This window comes from Salinirubellus salinus (genome assembly GCF_025231485.1).
In the GTDB taxonomy this organism is placed as follows: Archaea; Halobacteriota; Halobacteria; order Halobacteriales; family Haloarculaceae; genus Salinirubellus; species Salinirubellus salinus.
In genome coordinates, this window is sequence record NZ_CP104003.1 from 1628997 (window position 1) to 1647005 (window position 18009).

The 18009-nt window shown below is 69.6% G+C and carries 17 protein-coding genes; 9 read left to right on the plus strand and 8 right to left on the minus strand.

The genetic code is table 11. The annotated features are described in order from the left end of the window. Positions 1-25: 25 nt before the first annotated feature. Positions 26-1096: a zinc-binding metallopeptidase family protein gene (locus N0B31_RS09020; protein ID WP_260643533.1), complete on the minus strand. Its 1071-nt coding sequence runs from the start codon at positions 1094-1096 to the stop codon at positions 26-28. A 94-nt stretch (positions 1097-1190) separates the two neighbouring features. On the opposite strand from N0B31_RS09020, the gene N0B31_RS09025 reads away from it, so the two are divergent. After that, a complete protein-coding gene (locus N0B31_RS09025; RefSeq protein WP_260643534.1) occupies positions 1191-1490 on the plus strand; it encodes a hypothetical protein in 300 nt (99 codons plus the stop codon). Between the two features lie 307 nt (positions 1491-1797). Here the strand turns inward: N0B31_RS09025 and N0B31_RS09030 are convergent, their stop codons facing one another. Next, positions 1798-2454 (minus strand): alpha/beta hydrolase, encoded by a 657-nt coding sequence (locus N0B31_RS09030; protein ID WP_368389222.1) that lies wholly within the window; start codon positions 2452-2454, stop codon positions 1798-1800. Positions 2455-2636: 182 nt separating this feature from the next. On the opposite strand from N0B31_RS09030, the gene N0B31_RS09035 reads away from it, so the two are divergent. The 3 genes from N0B31_RS09035 to N0B31_RS09045 all read left to right on the plus strand — a co-directional run bounded on the left by N0B31_RS09035 (position 2637) and on the right by N0B31_RS09045 (position 5021). After that, on the plus strand, positions 2637-3587 hold the full coding sequence (locus tag N0B31_RS09035; RefSeq protein WP_260643535.1) for a zinc-dependent metalloprotease: 951 nt from the start codon (positions 2637-2639) through the stop codon (positions 3585-3587). 160 nt (positions 3588-3747) lie between these two features. After that, positions 3748-3915: a DUF7838 family putative zinc beta-ribbon protein gene (locus N0B31_RS09040; protein WP_260643536.1), complete on the plus strand. Its 168-nt coding sequence runs from the start codon at positions 3748-3750 to the stop codon at positions 3913-3915. An 89-nt stretch (positions 3916-4004) separates the two neighbouring features. After that, positions 4005-5021, plus strand: a complete 1017-nt coding sequence (locus tag N0B31_RS09045; protein ID WP_260643537.1) for an alcohol dehydrogenase — start codon at positions 4005-4007, stop codon at positions 5019-5021. Positions 5022-5244: 223 nt separating this feature from the next. On the opposite strand, the gene N0B31_RS09050 is transcribed toward N0B31_RS09045, so the two are convergent. Next, a complete protein-coding gene (locus N0B31_RS09050; RefSeq protein WP_260643538.1) occupies positions 5245-5835 on the minus strand; it encodes a hypothetical protein in 591 nt (196 codons plus the stop codon). Beyond that, the gene (locus N0B31_RS09055; protein WP_260643539.1) at positions 5836-6429 is read right to left on the minus strand and encodes a DUF7344 domain-containing protein; all 594 of its coding nucleotides are present in this window, start codon (positions 6427-6429) and stop codon (positions 5836-5838) included. It lies immediately after the preceding gene. A 328-nt stretch (positions 6430-6757) separates the two neighbouring features. Here N0B31_RS09055 and N0B31_RS09060 point away from each other — a divergent pair, with 328 nt between their 5' ends. The 4 genes from N0B31_RS09060 (at position 6758) to N0B31_RS09075 (ending at position 11888) form a co-directional block, all read left to right on the plus strand. Then, positions 6758-7375, plus strand: coding sequence for a hypothetical protein (locus N0B31_RS09060; protein WP_260643540.1), 618 nt, complete (start codon positions 6758-6760; stop codon positions 7373-7375). A 108-nt stretch (positions 7376-7483) separates the two neighbouring features. After that, a complete protein-coding gene (locus N0B31_RS09065; protein WP_260643541.1) occupies positions 7484-8626 on the plus strand; it encodes a S24/S26 family peptidase in 1143 nt (380 codons plus the stop codon). A 49-nt stretch (positions 8627-8675) separates the two neighbouring features. Beyond that, on the plus strand, positions 8676-10127 hold the full coding sequence (locus N0B31_RS09070; protein ID WP_260643542.1) for a DUF5305 family protein: 1452 nt from the start codon (positions 8676-8678) through the stop codon (positions 10125-10127). Between the two features lie 75 nt (positions 10128-10202). Then, complete coding sequence (locus N0B31_RS09075) at positions 10203-11888, plus strand: methyl-accepting chemotaxis protein (protein WP_260643543.1); 1686 nt, start codon at positions 10203-10205, stop codon at positions 11886-11888. A gap of 9 nt (positions 11889-11897) precedes the next feature. Here the strand turns inward: N0B31_RS09075 and gcvPB are convergent, their stop codons facing one another. Both gcvPB and gcvPA read right to left on the minus strand, forming a co-directional pair. Further along, positions 11898-13316: an aminomethyl-transferring glycine dehydrogenase subunit GcvPB gene (gene gcvPB / locus N0B31_RS09080; RefSeq protein WP_260643544.1), complete on the minus strand. Its 1419-nt coding sequence runs from the start codon at positions 13314-13316 to the stop codon at positions 11898-11900. Continuing rightward, complete coding sequence (gene gcvPA, locus N0B31_RS09085; RefSeq protein WP_260643545.1) at positions 13313-14635, minus strand: aminomethyl-transferring glycine dehydrogenase subunit GcvPA; 1323 nt, start codon at positions 14633-14635, stop codon at positions 13313-13315. Before gcvPA ends, gcvPB begins: the two co-directional genes overlap by 4 nt. A gap of 205 nt (positions 14636-14840) precedes the next feature. Here gcvPA and N0B31_RS09090 point away from each other — a divergent pair, with 205 nt between their 5' ends. Beyond that, positions 14841-16361, plus strand: coding sequence for an ATP-binding protein (locus N0B31_RS09090; protein WP_260643546.1), 1521 nt, complete (start codon positions 14841-14843; stop codon positions 16359-16361). A gap of 35 nt (positions 16362-16396) precedes the next feature. On the opposite strand, the gene gcvH is transcribed toward N0B31_RS09090, so the two are convergent. Both gcvH and gcvT read right to left on the minus strand, forming a co-directional pair. Next, on the minus strand, positions 16397-16780 hold the full coding sequence (gene gcvH, locus N0B31_RS09095) for a glycine cleavage system protein GcvH (RefSeq protein WP_260643547.1): 384 nt from the start codon (positions 16778-16780) through the stop codon (positions 16397-16399). After that, positions 16777-17883, minus strand: coding sequence for a glycine cleavage system aminomethyltransferase GcvT (gene gcvT / locus N0B31_RS09100; RefSeq protein ID WP_260643548.1), 1107 nt, complete (start codon positions 17881-17883; stop codon positions 16777-16779). The genes gcvH and gcvT overlap by 4 nt, the downstream gene beginning before the upstream one ends. Positions 17884-18009 lie beyond the last annotated feature (126 nt).

Below are 18009 nucleotides of genomic sequence, written 5' to 3' on the forward strand. Positions count from 1 at the left end.
CGGGAGCGAGGTCTAGTCGGCCCTGTCAGATGCCAGCCGTGAACGGCTCGAACTCGTCGATACGCGCGGCGAGCGTGCCCTTCAACTGCGCCACCTCGTCGAGGTCGGTCCAGTCGATCACCTCGACGGGCGTGTGCATGTAGCGGTTCGGCAGCCCGATGTCGAGCGTCGGCGTACCGCCACGTGAGGTGTAGAACGCGACGGCGTCCGTCCCGCCGGGGCCGCCCGAGGCGGCGAGCTGGACGTCGATGCCCTCGTCGCCGGCGACCTGCCGACCTGCCGCGACCAGTTGCGGGTGGTTCTGGGTGCCGCGGGCGATGACCGGGCCGCCCCCGAGGTCGTGCGGCGTCGTCTTGTCCTGCGGCGCGCCGGGGTAGTCGAGCGCGTGACACACGTCCGTCGCGATCATCACGTCCGGGTCGAGGTCGAACCCGACCATCGTCGCCCCGCGCAGGCCGACCTCCTCCTGCACCGTCGAGACGGCGTAGACGGTGGCCTCGGCGCCAGCCTCCACCGCTCGGCGGAACCCCTCGGCGGCGGCCCACGTCCCGGTCCGGTTGTCCATCCCGCGGGCGGCCACCCGGTCGCCCTCAAGTTCCTGCACGTCCGAACTGAAGGTGATCGGGTCACCCACCTCGACGAGTTCCTCGGCGGCCTCGCCGTCCGCAGCGCCAACGTCGACGAACATGTCGGTCACCTCGGGCTGTTTCCCGTTCTCGTCGTCCGGGTCCCGGAGGTGGATGGCGTCCTGCCCGACGACGCCGGGGAGCGGGCCGTCGCTCGTGTGGACGGTGACGTGCTGGCCCCGCGTCACCGTCTTGTCGGCCCCGCCGATACGAGAGAGCTTGAGGAAGCCCTCCTCGGTCACGTCGCGGACCATCAGCCCGATCTCGTCGCCGTGGCCGGCCAGCGCCACCTCGGTGTCGCTGTCGCCGCCCTCGTAGACGGCGACGGCGTTGCCGTAGGCGTCGGTGTGGACCTCGTCGGCGTACGGTTCGACGTACTCGAGCCACACCTTCTGGCCCGGCGCCTCGAACCCCGACGGCGATGGCGTCGTCAACAGGTCGTAGAGGAACTGTCGTTGCGCGTCGTCCATATCTCGGTTCACGGTTGCGACGCCTTTCAATACCGCGGAATGCCCGCCCCTCGGCGCCCGAACCGATAAGCCCCCGGCCGTCGACTGCCCGGATATGGAACTCACCCTGCTGAAACTGAACGTGGACGGGTCGACGTTCACCGCGAACGCCCCCTTCTCGGGGGAGGACAGCGATGCCGACGCGACCGACGAGACCGACGTCACGGTCGGCGAGGACGTGCGCGAGGGCGACGAGGAGGGCCGGGGCAAGGCACCGTTCGTCGCCGCCGTCGTCGGTCTCCTGTTCCTGCTCGGGGCAGCCGTCGTCGCCCGGCGCTACCTCGCGGAGGACGGCCTCGACGGCGCCGACGTGGAGATAACGGAGGCGGTGGCGGGCGAACTCGGCGAGGAGTAGCCGCCCGCACACGCCGCACAGACCCGGCGGGTGGTGTAGCCCTCCTCGGGGGTGAACGTCGTCACCCGGGTCGTCCCGGCCGACCCGCCGCGGGAACCACACGACGAACAGGTCCCGGTATCGACCACGCCACGGCGACTCACCACGAGCGGCAACAGCCCAACGGTGATGCAGACGAACACCAGCAGCGCCGAGGCGGTCGCCACGGCCCGAGCGTGCGATCTCATACCACAGACGAGTGAGTCGCACCACCAAATAATTGCGTGCTAGTACTAAACAGTAATAAAAGACTAACAGTCGGGAGTGGTCAGCCGACCAGCGCCGCGACCAGGTCCCGCACCGCCGCGAGTTCGTCGTCGTTGACCGTGTGGCCCATCCCCTCGTAGATGCGCTCGTCCACCTCGCAGCCGAGCGACTCGAACACTTGCCGGGTCTCGTGGACGCGCTCCTCCGGGATGTGCGGGTCGCGGTCGGAGCAGCCGAGGAAGACGGGGGTGCCGTCCATCTCGCCCTCGTACGCGTCCTCGTCGATATCGCTCCCGATGAGGCCACCAGAGAGCGCCGCGACCCCGCCGTAGCGCTGGGGGTTTCGAGCGGCGAACTCGGTGGCGAGACAGCCACCCTGCGAGAACCCCATCAGGACCGTCCGCTCGGCCGGGACGCCGGCGTCCCGCAGGTCCTCGAGGATGGCCGCGAGTACCCCGAGCCCGGACGAGCGGCCGGGCTCGTTCTGCTCGACGGGTGCGAGGAACGAGTTGGGGTACCAGGTGCGGGCGGCCGCCTGCGGGGCGACGTAGACGACGTCCTCGATACCGATGTCGCTCGACATCGCGAGGATGCTCTGGGCGGTGGCGCCGCGGCCGTGGACCATCACCACGGCCGCCTCGGCCTCCGCGGGTGGTACGCCAGCCATCGGTCGGTCCTGCCCAGCGTGTGGGTCGTCCCCGGCGTGGCCGAGGCTCATCGGCCCACCCGGGTGCGGACGGTGGGCGCGCGGTCCGGATGGCGGTGGGCGTCGGTGTTTCGGGTCACTGTCCGACGTAGGGCGCGCCGCCGGATGAACGTTCGCGGGCACGGCCGTCAGCGGGTGACACCGGCGTCACTGGGAGACGGAAGGGCTTTGCACACGCCTCCGCTATTCGTGGTGTGAGTCTCTTTCGCGTGGTCCGTGCGGTCGCCGACGCCTCCGGCGAGGGCGCCGTCGACTGGCGTGCCGTCTCGGAGGCTGCCAAGGCCGCCACCAGTCCGGGGTCGCTCGCGCTGACCGACGAGCAGCGGGCGGGGTACGCCCGCGACGTCGAGGACGCCCGTGACCGGGTCCGGACGGTCACGGGCATCGGCTTCGACCTCCCCGAGACCGTCGAGGTACAGCACCGCCACCACTGGATCGACGCCAACGTCGCCACGTTCGAACGAGTGATGGAGCCCCTCGCCGACGAGGTCGGTCCGCTCCCCGGTCTCGCGCGGTCGATGAACAGCGGGACGATGGCCATCTCACTGGCCTTCCTCGCGAACAACGTCCTCGGGCAGTACGACCCCCTCCTGCTGGCGGAGGGTGAGCCACACAAGCTCTACTTCGTGCACCCGAACATCGAGAAGGTGGCCCGGAGCTTGCGGGTCGACGCGCCCCGGTTTCGCCGCTGGATCGCCTTCCACGAGGTGACCCACGCGGCCGAGTTCGGTGCGGCGCCGTGGCTCCCCGGCAGACTGGAGGCCGCGATGCAGGAGGCCATCGAGGGACTCGGCGAGGGCAAACTGGACCGCGAGGCGATGCGCGAACTCGACACCACCATGACCGCCGTGGAGGGCTACGCCGAACTCGTGATGGACCGCGCGTTCGACGGCGAGTACGCCGACCTCCGCGCGAAGCTCGAGGCACGACGCCGTGGCCGCGGCCCCATCGCCCGCCTGATGCGCCGGTTCCTCGGCCTCGGCATGAAGCGCCAGCAGTACGAGCGCGGCAAGGCCTTCTTCGACGCCGTCGCCGACGCGCGCGGCGTCGAGGCCGCGAGCGTCGTCTGGTCGGACCCGGAGTTCCTGCCGACGAGCGAGGAACTGGACGACCCGTCGCGGTGGCTGGCGCGGGTCCCGGTGTAGACGCGACGACACCGTTCTCGGCGTGCTCGACCGCCGAGCGACGGCCCCAGCCCTCGTCGGCGGCTCCCGGTTCCGTATCGCCACATACGGTTCATGTCGCTGTGACCTCCGGACCGAGCGAAACGGGGGTTTCATGCCCGAGGGTCTCTCACTCCCGCGCATGAGCCTCGAACTCGAGCACGAGTGCCCCGAGTGCGGCGAGACGCGCACGTTCTGGAAGGTGGCCAGCATGGAGGTCCACCTCGGGACCAAGATGAAGTGGGACTGCCCGGAGTGCGACTACGGCTTCGTCCAGATCGACGGCAACGTCGACTCCTCTGCGGTCTGACCCCCGCATCGGACCTTCCTCACGTGGTGACAGCGGCACCCCTCGCCGCTTCGCCCAGGCCTACCCCTCGGCCAGTCCAACGACCCCCGATGACCGACCAGATGCGCGCGGTCGAAGTTGCAGCGGCCGGCGAACCGTTCGAACTCGTCGAGCGTCCCGTCCCGGAACCCGACGAGGACGAGGTCAGAGTGGCGGTCGAGGCCTGCGGAATCTGTCACAGCGACGCCTTCGTCAAGGAGGGGACCTACCCGGGCGTCTCGTACCCCCGGACCCCCGGCCACGAGATCGCAGGGCGCGTGGACGCCGTCGGCGCGGACGTCGACCACTGGGACGAGGGCGACCGCGTCGGCGTCGGCTGGCACGGCGGGCACTGCTTCACCTGCGATGCCTGTCGCCGTGGCGACTTCCAGGGGTGTGAGAACGCCGGTATCACCGGCCTCACGTTCGACGGCGGCTACGCGGAGTACGCGACGGTCCCCGCCGAAGCGGTCGGCGCCATCCCCGAGGGGCTCGACGCCGTGGACGCGGCCCCGCTACTCTGTGCCGGCATCACGACGTTCAACGCGCTGCGGAACACCGACGCCCGCCCGGGTGACCTCGTCGCGGTACAGGGCGTGGGGGGCCTCGGTCACCTCGCCATTCAGTACGCCCACGCGGCCGGGTTCGAGACGGTGGCGCTCTCACGCTCTCCGGACAAGGAGGAGCTGGCCCTCGACCTCGGCGCCGACCACTTCGTCGACACGAGCGAGACGGATGCCGGCGAGGCACTGCAGTCGATGGGTGGCGCGCGGGTGGTGCTGGCCACCGCTCCCGCGGCGGACGCCATCGCCAGCGCGGTCGGTGGGCTGGGCCGCGACGGTGAGGTCGTGGTCGTCGGCGTCCCGGGCGACGAAGTACCCGTCGACGCCGGCCACCTCGTCGGGACCCGCGGCGCCGTGAAGGGGTGGTCCTCCGGCCACGCGAAGGACTGGGAGGATACCCTCGAGTTCAGCGACCTCCGGGACGTGACCCCCGAGGTCGAGACCTATCCGCTGGCGGAGGTCGACGTGGCGTACGACCGGATGATGCAGAACGAAGCGCGGTTCCGGGTCGTCCTGGAGCCGTAACGCGACCCGTCGGCTCGGGCCGATTCTCCCGACTCTCCCCCGCTCGTGAGCGCTGGGCCCCCGAGCAGGGGCGCTCGTACTCGACTGATAAATCGCATGGCGCGATAGGAAATCGGCGTCTCCGGCGAGTCGGTCGCTCGGAGTAGACCGGCGCGAGCGTGCCGCTCGCGTCCGAAACCGTGGGCCGGGCGATTCGGTCCGACTCCGTCGACCAGCCCAACGGCTACGCGGGCGTGTCGAGAGCCGAGGCGGTCGAGTCTGCCGTCGTCTCCGTCGTGTTGTCGGTTGTCGAGGGACTCGTCTCCGGAGTCTTCCCCGCACTCGCGCAGAGGACCGTCACGGTGTAGTCGATGGTCCCGTGGAAACCACCGTCCGTCCCGTCGACCACGACGGTCAGGTCGACTTCGTGGTGACTCCGCCCCGACCGCTGCCCGCAGTCGACGGTACCGCTCACCAGCCCCGTCCGCCGGGGTGCTACGTGCGTCGTGCTCACGGCGGACACGTCTGGCGACGTCCCGTCCGGGACCCTCGCCGTCACGCGCAGCGTCGTGTCGCCGAAGCGGTTGTAGACGCCGAACAGTGCGACGCGCTGGTTCTCGACCGTGACCGGTTCCTCGCGGGGACTCCACTCGGCGGGCCAGTCGGGTCGCGTCCCCTGCGAGCCGGGGTCGGCGAGGCCGACGAACGCGTCCTCGTGGTCGACGACGGCCACCGACACCCCACGGTCTAGCTCCGCCGCGCTGAACCCGCCGGTCCCGAACGCCAGCGCGAGCGCCGCGAACGTCGCCACCAGGAGCCAGACGCGCCGGTCCATCTACTCACCTCGCAGTTCGGGTGGTCGTTCGTGGCCGCCGAGCAGGCTCTCGTGCTGGTAGTAGTAGTTCGCGGCCGCGCTCACGAGGAACGCGACGACGGCGAAGATGCCCACTCCGACGCCCGAGAGCGCACCGAACGGTGTCACGCCGAGCGCGACGGCCACGAGCACGGCCAGCGACACCCCACCGAGCGCGAGGTAGTACTCGCTCCACGGGATGTCCGCGCCGGGGACGACCTCGAGGTAGATATCGAGTTCGTCCGCGCGGTCGGTCAGTTCGACCTCTCGGCGCTCTACCTCCACGACGCCCGTCTCCTCCAGTTCGGGGACGTGCGTCTGCTGGAGCGCGTTGTACACCCGGCGGCGCTGTTTCGAGGTCACCTCCTCGACCGACACCTCGTTCTCCCACGCGGCGACCTGCGTCGCGAGGTTCCCCACGTCCACCGCCCCCTCGCGGTGCTTGAGGTGGTGGAGGGCGAACCGGCGCCGCCGGTTGCGCAGGATGTGGAACAGCTCGTCACGGTCGATCCCGTCCGGTTCCTCCGGCTGACTGTCCGGCTTCGGGCCGACCGACTGTGATTTCGTCGTACTCAATCTACTCTCCCCCCTTTCGGGCCGCGTCAGACAATCATTGTCTGACTTACACCTTGAATCTACGGTTGGCTTTCACGGGGCAAAGAAAGTAACAAACGATTATCACTCGCATAACGGACAGTAAGTCGGTCCTTGTGGGGGATTCAGGGTCGCGTTGTGGTGCCGATTCGGGTATCACAACCGGGGCATGAGGCCCCAGCACTCGGGCTCAATCGGGGGCAGTGGGCCCCTCAATCTGCTCATGTAAACGGGGGTAGGGTGGAATGGATGGGATGTCGCGTGCCTCCCGGCGTGGGAGGTGTGGGATGCAACCAAGGTGAAATCGACAATGGTGAAACGACGCAAGGTTCTGATCGGTGCGGGAGCATTGTTCGCTGGAAGTTCGGCTGCGGTTGGGACGGGCGCTCTGTCTCAGGCGTCTGTCGACAGAGGGATTAGTGGCCGTATCGCGAACGACACGAACGGCTACGTCAGCCTCAAGAAGGGATTCGACAACGGTGATCACGTCAGCTTCGGCGAGGGGGGCGAGCTGTCGCTCAACTTCGGCAACCTAGGTGCCGACGGGGCTGGCCTGAATGCCGACTCAATCAACTACTTCGACTCGGTCTTCCGCGTGGAGATCAACGACGACGACGAGGGGCCCACTGGGGAGTACCAGAGCGAAGACGGTGAACCGACAATGAACGAGCCAGAGAACTACTACTTCTGGGTCACCGAGAACCTCGGACAGTACAACGATAACATCGACTTCTATCGCGCGGGGGGACGACAGAGCTCTATCGTCGGACCAGAGAACGCTCAGCAGCCGAACTCAGACAACGCGGGCTTCTGGGTCGGAGTCTGTATCGATCTCGACGACGAGGGCTTCGATGCTGGGGATGCGTTCGATATAGAGGACGCCTTCACGGTCCACGTCTCTGACAAGCCACCCGAGACCGATAGCTGACCCATCCAGAAAGAGTCGGGAGCATCGCCGCAGTTTTTAATATATGAGTAGTGATACTAGACATCAAGTAGACGACGCTCGTGTCTTAGACAATACGAGGACTTCCTGATGGGCGGAACAGAGCGTATCGGGAGCATGTTGGAGACTGGGGGACTCATGCTCGTCGCCGTGCTATTCGTTGGTCAGCTATTCGGCGTCCCGTTCGGAATCGGCTTCGTCGAGACCGGGAGCATGGCGCCCACGTTACAGCCAGGTGATGGGTTCGTAGCCCTCCCCCCCGCGCTGCTCGGGGGCGTCGACAGTGGGGATGTGGTGACGTTCCGGGCCGAAGTGATAGAAGACGGACGCCTCACGACACACCGGGTCGTGAGCGAACGCTCAGGAGGGTATATTACTGGTGGTGATGCAAACCCGTTTACCGACCAGCAGGCTGGTGAACCGCTCGTAAGTCGGCAGGAGATAGCTGCAGAGGCTGTCCAGATAGGTGGGAGTGTATTGGTGATTCCGTTCGTCGGTAGGGTCGCCGCCGAGTCCACATCTTTATTGTTGTCTGTCGGTCGTCCGCTCGGTCTGAGTGACCAACAGGTCGCCGTGTTCATCCTCGTCGCTGCCATCGCCGCGTACTTTCTTGACGAGTCCGAGGCCACGGGCGAGAAGCGGACTGACCGCTCGACCGGACGCGCGACTGGCTTCTCCGGCCTCCTGCTCGTCGGCGGTGCAGTCGCGCTCGTGCTCGCTACGGCCACGATGAGTATGACAGCTGCGACCGGCGCGATTGCCCTCCCGTACGACAGCGTGGCCCCGGCAGAGGCAGGACAGGGCGGCATCCCGGCCGGCACGACGGCAAACGCCTCGGTGGAGCTCCAGAACGGCGGGCTCGTCCCGATGACGGCCGTACTCAGCACGTCGAACCCGAACGTCGAACTCGCACAGGAGCGCGTCTCACTATCCCCGCGCGGGAACGCGTCCGTGAACGTGAGCATCACCGCTCCGAGCGAACCCGGGAGTTACGAGGTGACCGTCGAGCGAAAGCAGTACCTCGCGATCCTCCCCGTCGGTGTGCTCGGCGAACTCTCCGCGGTGAGCCACTGGCTCGCGGTCGCGGCCGTGGACCTCCTGCTCGCACTCGGCGTGGCTGCTATCGGTGCGAAGCTCGTCGGTGGGGGGCGGCTCCGACTGCGGCCGACGCGCTCGCTCCCGGTCGAAGTGGGGACCGCTCGCTGGGTTCGGTCGTTCTATCGGGACCGATGAGTGTCTCCACGACCACAGAGTCATATAGCTCGACTTACAACTCCGTGCCATGACCGGGGGGTTGCGGGCACGGGCACTACTGAACAGCCAGTTCGAACTCGTCGTCGCCGTCCTCGTCGTCCTCGCCGCCGTCGGCGGGTTCCTCGCCTACGGCGCGTACGCGCAGCCGAACACGACGACGGAGACGAACGAGGTGACCGTCTGGGCGCCGAACGGCACGTTCACGCACGGGTCGACGGTCACCGACAACGAGAGCAAGCTCGCGGGGGTGTTCGAGCCCGGCCAGTCGGTGGCGAACCGAAGCGTCTACTACGGGTCGATAATGCCCGAACTGTCTGGCGAGTTCGGGTTCCAGTACGCGGCCGAGTCGGGGGAACTGAACGCCACCATCGAGCGGACGCTGGTGATACGGAGCGTCGGGCAGGCCCGCGAGGGGAGTACGGAGTACTGGCGCGAGACCGAGCGGCTCGGCCGCGGGAGTGCGACCCTCTCGCCCGACGAGGCCGCGCGCGTCCCGTACGCGGTGAACGTGAGCGCGGCGCGGGAACGGGCCGACACGATACACGAGCGGCTGGGCGACCCCGGCCAGACGCGGGTGAGCGTCAACGTCACGGTCGCGCTCTCGGGGACCGCGGGCGGGGAGGAGGTGGACCGGACGCTGGAGTACGCGCTCCCGCTCGCCCTCGAGGGGCAGGTCTACCGCGTCGGGCCGGTGACCGAGGTCGCACCCGTCACCCGCACCGAACGCGTGACCGTCACGCAAGAGCCCGGTCCGCTCGGTGCCTACGGGGGACCGGGACTCCTCGCGCTGTCGCTCGTGGGGCTGGTCGGGCTCGCCTACGCGCGGTACGACGGTCGACTCGGACTCGACGAAGCGGAGCGGACGTGGCTGGCCTACCGCGACGACCGAAGTGACTTCGACGAGTGGATCTCCACCATCCGTCTGCCCGAGGAGGCCCGCGAACTCCCGGTCGCGGAGGCCGACGCGCTCTCGGACCTCGTGGACTTCGCCATCGACACGGACAACTCGGTGCTGGAGGCACCCGGCAGCGGGAGTTACCACGTCGTCCACGACGGCTACCGCTACACGTTCGAGGCGCCGCGGGACCCGACGCTGACGACGACGGACACGACGGACGCGGCGAGCGCGACCGAGCCCGCGCCGAACCCGAACCCTGGCGGGGCGGGGATGCTCCGAGGTGGCGCCGCCGCGGACGCCGACGCCGGAACGGGTCCGACCTCGACCGACGCGGCCGAGTCGAGCGGTGGCGGTGGGGTGGACGACCTCCGGTCGCTCAGGGGGGTCGGCCCGACGTACGCGGCGCGGTTGCGCGAGGCTGGTATCGACGGGCCGGCGGACCTCCTCGAGGCCGACCCGGACCGGGTCGCCGAGGAGGCCGGCATCCCGACAGAGGGGGTCGAGACCCTCGTCGAGCGAGCGAGGAACCTCGTGGAGCGCGACCCCTCGGCCGACGGAGGAGACGGCGGGACGACCGAGTGAGGCGCTCGCCAGCCGATTATCAGCCCTGAGTATCGGGCACGAACCCTTTTGAGAAGATAGCGGAAACGCGGTGACATGTTCGGACAGTTCCGTCGGCGGGCACGGGCGGCCCTGGACGCGTGGCGGACGGCCGAGAGGGCGGTGGGAGACACGCGGGGCGGGCGCGAATCGGTCGCCCGTTCCGACGGTGGCGTCGACGTGAAGACGGGAGACCCGACCGACCACTCCACGCCGGGCCCCGACGCGACGCCGGGAGACGACGAGCACGCCGGCAACCCGGCCGACGGTTCGACCGCCGGTGGGAAGCAGTCGGACCTCCTCGACACGGAGACGCTGCTGGACGCCGTCCCCGTCTGCGTGTTCGTCCTCTCGCCGGAGCGGGAGGTCCGGCACTGGAACCGGGCCGCCGAGGAGCTCTGTGGGACGCCACGCGACCAGGTGGTCGGCACCGACGAGGTGAGCGTCGCGTTCTACCAGGACGGCCGTCGGGCGATGACGCTCGCGGACAAGGTGGTGGAGGCACCCGAGTCGGCCGACACCGAGTACGGCGTCGCTCGTTCCAGCGACGTCTCCTACACCCGCTACGAGGACACGAGCACGATGGTGGACGCGCGGGGCCACGAGGTGGAGATCTGGTTCACCGCCCAACCGGTCTACCGCGGTGGCGAGTTCGCGGGCGTGGTCGAGATGGTCCACGACCGGAGCGACGACGTGCGCGAACGGGAGGCCGTCGAGGAGCTGGTCGGGGAGGTGACCGACACGCTGGCGGCACTGGGCGACGGCGACCTCTCGGCGCGGGCGAGTGCGACGGGCGTCGACACGGGCGCGCTCGACGCGGACCTGCTGACGGTCCTCGAACAGGTGAACGAGACGGCGGCGGGGCTGGAGCGCATCGCCGAGAGCGTGGAGACGACCACCGAGCGACTCGCCGACCGTATCGACGCGGCCGTCGAGCGGGCCGGCGCTATCGACGAGCGGACGGGGGACCAGCACGCCGCGCTGACGGCGACGCTGGAGGAGGTGGGCTCGTTCGAGCGACGGATGTCGTCGATGGCCGACGCGGCCGAGCGGGTGGCCGCCAGCGCCGAGGCGGTCCGCGAGTCCGCCGCCTCGGGGAGTCTCGCCGGCGAGGAGGCCCGCGAGGCGACCGACCGCATCGTCGAGTCCGGCGAGCGAGTCGCCGACCGGATGGCCGAACTCGAGGAGCACGTCGAGAACGTCGTCGAGGTGGTCGAGGTCATCTCGGACGTGGCCGAGCGGACGAACCTGCTCGCGCTGAACGCGAGCATCGAGGCGGCCCGCGCCGGCGGCGAGGGCACCGGGTTCGAGGTGGTCGCCCGCGAGGTGAAGACGCTGGCCGAGGAGACCCGGACCCGCACGACGGAGATACGCGACGAGGTCGAGACCATCCGCGAGCACACCGACGAGACGGTGGCGGCCGTTGAGGACTCGAACGACCGCATCGACGGGGCCGGCGAACACATCGAGGCGGCGCTCGACGGCCTCGAGGCCGTGACCCACGAGGCGAAGGGTGCCGCCGCCGGCATCGAGGAGGTGGCCGAGGACACCGAGGCGAACGCCGAGCGCGTCGTCGAGGTGCGCGAGGAACTGGAGACGGCGGCCGACCGGAGCGACGAGGTGGCCGCCGAGTCCGCCGAGATCGCCACCGTCGCCAGCCAGCAGGCGGCCGCCGTGGAGGAACTGGCGGCGGCCGTCGCCGAACTCACCGAGGCCGACGCCGACGCCGACCGCGCGGACTGAGCCGCTCGGTCACTCCTCGGGCTCGAGTGCCTGCCACGAGAGTCGCGGGTTCCGCGCGGCGCTCGCCTGATCGATGCGCCCGGCCGCGGTCCGTTTCGGCGCCTCGGCGAGTGATTCCTCGCTCTCGCCGACGACGGCGTTGAACGCCTCCGCGAGCTGGTCGAGCGACCGCTTGCTCTCGACCTCGGTCGGTTCGGTCATCAGCGCCTCGTGGACCGTCTCGGGCCACTTCGTCGTCGGCGGGTGGACGCCGTGGTCCAGCATCTTCTTCGCCACGTCCGCGGCGTCCTGGTCACCAGCGCTGGCGACGAACTCGTGGTGGAACGGGCCGTACGGCACCTCGTACTCCACCTGCGAGGCGAGGTAGTTCGCGTTGAGGACGGCCTTCGCGGAGGCGTCCGCCAGCCCCTCGTCGCCCAGCCGTCGGATGTAGGCGTACGTCTTGACGAGGACGAGCCAGTTGCCCAGATAGCCGTGGACCTTCCCGATGGAGCGCTCGGGGTCGTAGAGTTCGTAGCCGCCGTCAGTGGCCCTGACGTGCGGCCGCGGCAGGAACTCCGCGAGTTCCGAGACGACGCCGACCGGCCCCGCGCCCGGCCCACCGCCGCCGTGCGGGGTGGCGAACGTCTTGTGGACGTTGTAGTGCATCACGTCGAACCCCATGTCGCCCGGTCGAGCGCGGCCGAGCAGGGCGTTCAAGTTCGCCCCGTCGTAGTAGAGCAGGCCACCGACGTCGTGGACCATCTCCGCGATGCGCTCGATGTCGCGCTCGAACAGGCCGAGCGTGTTCGGGTTCGTCAGCATGAGCGCGGCCGTCTCCTCGGAGAGGGCGGCCTCGAGCGCCTCGAGGTCGACCCGGCCGTCCTCGGCGGCCGGGATGGAGACCACGTCGTAGCCGGCCATCGCCGCGCTGGCGAAGTTGGTCCCGTGGGCGCTGTCGGGGACGATGACCTCACTGCGCTCGTCGTCGCGCGACTCGTGGTACCGCTTGGCGACGAGGATGCCCGTCAGTTCGCCGGCCGCGCCGGCCGGGGGCTGGAGCGTCACCGCGTCCATCCCGCCGATGGCCGCGAGCTGCTCCTGCAGCCCGTGCATCACCGCGAGGGTGCCCTGCACCGTCGACGGGTCACGGTCCGGGTGGACCGACGCGGCCGGGTGCGCCGCGAGGTCCTCCGTGAACTTCGGGTTGTACTTCATCGTACAGGAGCCGAGCGGGAACGGCCCGGACTCGACGCCGTAGTTCATCTGGGAGAGCCGAGTGTAGTGCCGCGCGAGCTCGGGTTCGCTCGGGCCCGGCAGGGTGAGTTCGTCGCGGGTCAGGTCGGCGGGGAGCGGCGAGTCCGTCTCGACGGTCTCCGCCTCCTTCTCCGAGAGCAGCGGTTCGTACCGCTCGTCGTCCTCGGTCCATCGTGCCTGGTCGTATATCATCGGGCTGCCTCCTCGAACGCCGCGACGAACGCGTCGACGGCGTCGTAGTTGGTCTCGGTCACACACACCTGCAGGAGGTGCTCGTCGAGCGTGTGGACGGCGAAGCCGGCGTCACGCAGGTCGTCGGCCACCGCCTTCGCGGGCTGGTCCGTCCGGACCGGGAACTCCCGCAGGTGGTGTCGCGAGTCGGTCGGTGCCTGTACCCCGGCGATGTCGTCGAGCCGAGCGGCGAGTTCGTCGGCGTACCGGACACAGTCGTTCGCCAGTCCTTGCAGACCGTCGGGGCCGAGCGAGAACGCGTGCATCGCGGCACGGAGCGCCACCCACGCCTGGTTCGTACAGATGTTCGAGGTGGCTCGTTCGCGGCGGATGTGCTGTTCGCGGGTCTGGAGCGTGAGCGTGTAGGCGCGCCGGCCGGTGGCGTCCTCGCTGGCGCCGACGAGTCGGCCGGGGACCTGCCGGAGGTACCGCTCCCGACAGGCGAACAGGCCTAGTCCCATCCCGTAGGCGGTGGGCAGGCCGAGCGACGCGTCGCCGACCACCACGTCGGCACCCACGTCGCTGGGGCGCTGGAGCACCGACAGCGAGACGACGTCGGACCCGAGGACGAACAGCGCCTCGTGGTCGTGGGCGAGGCCACCGATGGCGGCGGGCGACTCCTCGATCGCCCCGCGGACCGTCGGCGACTCGGCGTACACCATCACGGTGTCCTCGTCGACCAGCTCGGCGAGCGCCTCGGTGTCGACGTTGCCGTCGGCCATCGGGTAGGACTCGACGGCGAGGTCACTCCCGACGACGTAGTTCTCGAGGACGGCCCGGCGGCCCTCCTGTATCTCCTCGGGCACCAGCACGCGGTGGCCCGACGTCTCCCGGACCCGGAGGGCGAGCGTGGCGGCCTCGCCCAGCGCCGTGGCCGCGTCGTACATCGAGCAGTTGGCGATCGGTAGCCCCGTCAACTCGACGAGCAGCGACTGGTACTCGAACAGCGACTGCAGGAACCCCTGCGCGACCTCCGGCTGGTACTGCGTGTAGCTCGTCAGGAACTCGGAGCGGTCCGAGAGGTGGTCGACCACGCTCGGGACGTAGTGGCTGTGCTGTCCACGCCCGAGGAACTCGGTCAGGTCCTCGTTCCGGTCGAGCATCCGGCCGACGGCCTCGCGCAGTTCGCGCTCCCCGGTCGCCTCGATGCCGAACGTACCCTCGAAGCGGACGGCGTCGGGGATGTCGAACAGGTCCTCCTCGCTCTCGACCCCGATGGCCGAGAGCATCGCCGCCGTCTCGGCCGACGTGTGCGGGGCGTACGGGCTCCCCCTACGCATGGATACCTCCCTGTGGACGCATTGGCGAATCTTGCGAGTGGCCGAACCTCAAACCGTCGATTGTCCGGTGACCGCGGGTTCGGGACGCTCACGCGGCGAGCGAGCCGGGGCGGGACCGGACACAGCCGGGTGACGATATCCCTCGCGCGCATCACAGTTTGATTTCACCGAAACCGCTATGCAATTCGTTTCCGAGCGCTCGGACATGAGAACGGCCACCTCCGACCGACTCGACGGCGCCGTCGCCGCGACAGCGCTCGTCGTCCTCGGGGTGGCGCTCGTCGCGGCGGCCATCGCCCACGGCATCCGCTACGGTACGCCGCAGGCACAGCTCGCGCTGGCTGCCACGCCGGGCGTGATGCTGCTACTCGGGATGGTCTACGTGCTCTGGTCGAGCCTCCACGCGACCACCTACCGGACCGTCGCCCGGTGGGTGTTCGGCGGCCTCGCCGTGTTCGGCGGCGTCGTCGGCGCCGTACTGCAGTACGCCCCCAGTTCCACGCTCCCCACCTCCGAGGTGGTCCTCCAGTCGGTGTTCTTCGGCGGCATCGGCGCCGTCGGCGGCCTGCTCGTCGGCGTGAAGTCCGTCCAGGCGGTCGACGAGGCCCGCCGCGCCGAGGAGGCCCGGACCTCCGCGCTCCTGTTCGCCGCCGAGCGCGACCGGCTCGGGAACCTCTCCGAGGTGAGCTACGACCTCATCACGGTCGAGGACCGCGAGGACGCCGTCGCCCGGCTCGCACGCGGGCTGGAGTCGGCGTTCACGGAGGCGACCTGCACCGTCTGGCTCGTCGACCGCATCGGCGACCTCGCACCCGCCGACGAGGAGACCCCGGCCAGCCCCGGCCGCGCCGGCAAGGAGGCGTTCGAGACGGGTGAGGAGCGCGTCGTCACCGCTCCCGACGGTGGTGGCCGGCTCTACGTCCCGCTCGCCGAGCACGGCCTGCTCGCGGTCACGCTCCCCTCGGAGCGTGGGTTCGACCAGCGGACCCGCGACCTCGTGCGCGTCTACGCCCGGACGGGACAGTCGGCGCTCGACCGGGTGACCCAGCAGCGCGAACTCGAGCGACAGAACGAGCGGCTCGAGGAGTTCGCGAGCGTCGTCAGCCACGACCTGCGCAACCCCCTGTCGGTCATCGAGGGGCGTGCGGAACTCGCACTCCAGACCGGCGAGACGGACCAGCTGGAGCCGGTACTTCGCAACGTCGACCGGATGGATCGACTCATCGACGACCTGCTGACCCTCGCGCGGGAGGGGGAGGAGGCCACCGAGCGCCGGCCTATCAACGTCGGGCGCATCGTCGAGGACGCGTGGGGGAGCGTCGACACGGCACGGGCGACGCTGGACCAGCCCGAGCGCCTGCCGGTCGTCGAGGTCGACCCGGAGCAGTTCCAGCGCGTGTTCGAGAACCTGTTCCGCAACGCCGTCGAACACGGCGGGGGCGACGTGACCGTGACCGTCTCGCCGCTGGCCGGCGACGACGGCGAGGTGAGTGGGTTCGCCGTCACCGACGACGGCCCCGGCATCCCCGAGGGTGAACACGACGCCGTGTTCGAGCGTGGCTACACGACGGGCGGCAACGGTCTCGGCCTCGCCATCGTCGACGATATCGTCCGCAACCACGGCGGCACCGTCGTCGCCCGCGAGGCCGAGACGGGGGGCGCGCGCTTCGAGATCCGCGACGTCGAACCGGAGGAACCGGTCGACCGGGTCGAGACGGTCGCCTGACGGGACCGGGAGCGACCGGGGACTCGCCGACCGACTCACCCGGTCTGTTCGCGGTACGCCTCCGGCGAGAGCAGGTCCTCCATCTCACCCAGATCCGCGGGGTCGAGTTCGAGCATCCACCCGTCGCCGAACGGGTCCTCGTTGACGAGCTCCGGCCGGTCGAACAGTTCCTCGTTCACCGCGGTGACGGTGCCCGAGACCGGACTGTAGAGGTCGGAGACGGCCTTGATGGACTCGACGACGCCAAACGTCGCGTCGGCGTCGAGGTCGTCGCCCTCGTCGGGGAGTTCGACGAACACCACGTCGCCGAGTTCGTCCTGTGCGAAGTCGGTGATGCCGACCCGCACGAGGCCGTCCTGTTCGCGTGCCCACTCGTGTGTCTCGAGGTAGCCGCAGTCGTCTGGTACGTCGAATGTCATGGTTTGTCTAGGAAGGGGAGGGGTTGTACTCGTGCACGTTTCTGCTGGCCGCGGACGACGACCCGGACGACGGTGCCGGGGTCGGCGTACTCGACGGGGACGTAGCCCATGCCGACGGGTTCGCCGAGCGTGGGCGACATCGTGCCGGAGGTGACCTCTCCGACGATGGTCCCCTCGGTGTTGACGATGTCGTAGCCGTGGCGCGGGACGCCGCGGTCGAGGAGGCGGAACCCGACGAACTTCTCGTCGACGCCCTCCGCCTCGGCCGCTTCGAGCGCGTCGCGACCGACGAACTCGGTGTCGAGTTTGACCGTCCACCCGAGGCCCGCCTCGTAGGGGGTCCGGGGGTTCTCCTCGGGGTCGAAGTCCTGCCCGGAGAGGAGGAACCCCGCCTCGATGCGGAGGGTGTCGCGCGCGCCGAGGCCACAGGGCTCGGCGTCGGCGAACGCGTCGTACACCGCCGCGGCGGCGCGGGCCGGGCAGACGACCTCGACGCCGTCCTCGCCGGTGTAGCCGGTGCGCGCGACGAGACACTCCACCTCGCCGGTGGCCTCCAGCGTGGCGAGCGTGGCCTCGAACCGCGAGAGGTCACGGACCATCCCGCCGAAGGCCTCGACCGCGAGGCCGACGGCGTCCGGCCCCTGCACCGCGAACATCGCCGTGTCGTCGGTGGCGTTCTCGACCACCGCGTCGAGGTCGTGGTCGTCCCGGTAGCCGGTCCAGCGGCCGTGCATCTGCTCGTCGTGGCCCGCGTTCGGGACGAACAGGTAGTCCGCGGGGTGGCTCTCCGGCAGGCAGTACGTGACGGTGTCGTCGAGGATGATGCCGTCCTCGTCGGTGATGACGCCGTACTGCGCCTCGCCGGGGTCGAGTGCGCTCACGTCGTTCGACGTGAGCCGTTGCATCAGCGTCTCGCTGTCGGGACCGGTCACCTCGATCTGTCCCATGTGCGAGACGTCGAAGATGCCGGCGGCCTCCCGGACGGCGCTGTGCTCGGCCCGGATGGAGTCGAACTCGACGGGCATGTCCCACCCGCCGAACTCCGTGAACGTCGCGCCACGCTCGGCGTGGGCCTCGCGAAGCGGGGGTTTCCGTAGGGCCATATCCCCCCGTCGACGAGGCGAGAATTGAAACTTTGGTTCTGTGTGACCCTCACCGACGCGCGAGCGTCGGGCCACGCCCGTACCGCCCGGTAACACTCGCGTCAGCGCGAACTCAAGTGGCTCGCT

What these genes read in the sequence shown, in the direction of transcription:
- N0B31_RS09030 (WP_368389222.1), bottom strand. Translation starts at nt 2,454, where the DNA reads ATGAGCCTCGGCCACGCCGGGGACGACCCACACGCTGGGCAGGACCGA.
- N0B31_RS09025 (WP_260643534.1), top strand. Translation starts at nt 1,191, where the DNA reads ATGGAACTCACCCTGCTGAAACTGAACGTGGACGGGTCGACGTTCACC.
- N0B31_RS09075 (WP_260643543.1), top strand. Translation starts at nt 10,203, where the DNA reads ATGTTCGGACAGTTCCGTCGGCGGGCACGGGCGGCCCTGGACGCGTGG.
- N0B31_RS09045 (WP_260643537.1), top strand. Translation starts at nt 4,005, where the DNA reads ATGACCGACCAGATGCGCGCGGTCGAAGTTGCAGCGGCCGGCGAACCG.
- gcvT (WP_260643548.1), bottom strand. Translation starts at nt 17,883, where the DNA reads ATGGCCCTACGGAAACCCCCGCTTCGCGAGGCCCACGCCGAGCGTGGC.
- N0B31_RS09090 (WP_260643546.1), top strand. Translation starts at nt 14,841, where the DNA reads ATGAGAACGGCCACCTCCGACCGACTCGACGGCGCCGTCGCCGCGACA.
- N0B31_RS09060 (WP_260643540.1), top strand. Translation starts at nt 6,758, where the DNA reads ATGGTGAAACGACGCAAGGTTCTGATCGGTGCGGGAGCATTGTTCGCT.
- gcvPB (WP_260643544.1), bottom strand. Translation starts at nt 13,316, where the DNA reads ATGATATACGACCAGGCACGATGGACCGAGGACGACGAGCGGTACGAA.
- N0B31_RS09065 (WP_260643541.1), top strand. Translation starts at nt 7,484, where the DNA reads ATGGGCGGAACAGAGCGTATCGGGAGCATGTTGGAGACTGGGGGACTC.
- N0B31_RS09050 (WP_260643538.1), bottom strand. Translation starts at nt 5,835, where the DNA reads ATGGACCGGCGCGTCTGGCTCCTGGTGGCGACGTTCGCGGCGCTCGCG.
- gcvPA (WP_260643545.1), bottom strand. Translation starts at nt 14,635, where the DNA reads ATGCGTAGGGGGAGCCCGTACGCCCCGCACACGTCGGCCGAGACGGCG.
- N0B31_RS09040 (WP_260643536.1), top strand. Translation starts at nt 3,748, where the DNA reads ATGAGCCTCGAACTCGAGCACGAGTGCCCCGAGTGCGGCGAGACGCGC.
- gcvH (WP_260643547.1), bottom strand. Translation starts at nt 16,780, where the DNA reads ATGACATTCGACGTACCAGACGACTGCGGCTACCTCGAGACACACGAG.
- N0B31_RS09020 (WP_260643533.1), bottom strand. Translation starts at nt 1,096, where the DNA reads ATGGACGACGCGCAACGACAGTTCCTCTACGACCTGTTGACGACGCCA.
- N0B31_RS09070 (WP_260643542.1), top strand. Translation starts at nt 8,676, where the DNA reads ATGACCGGGGGGTTGCGGGCACGGGCACTACTGAACAGCCAGTTCGAA.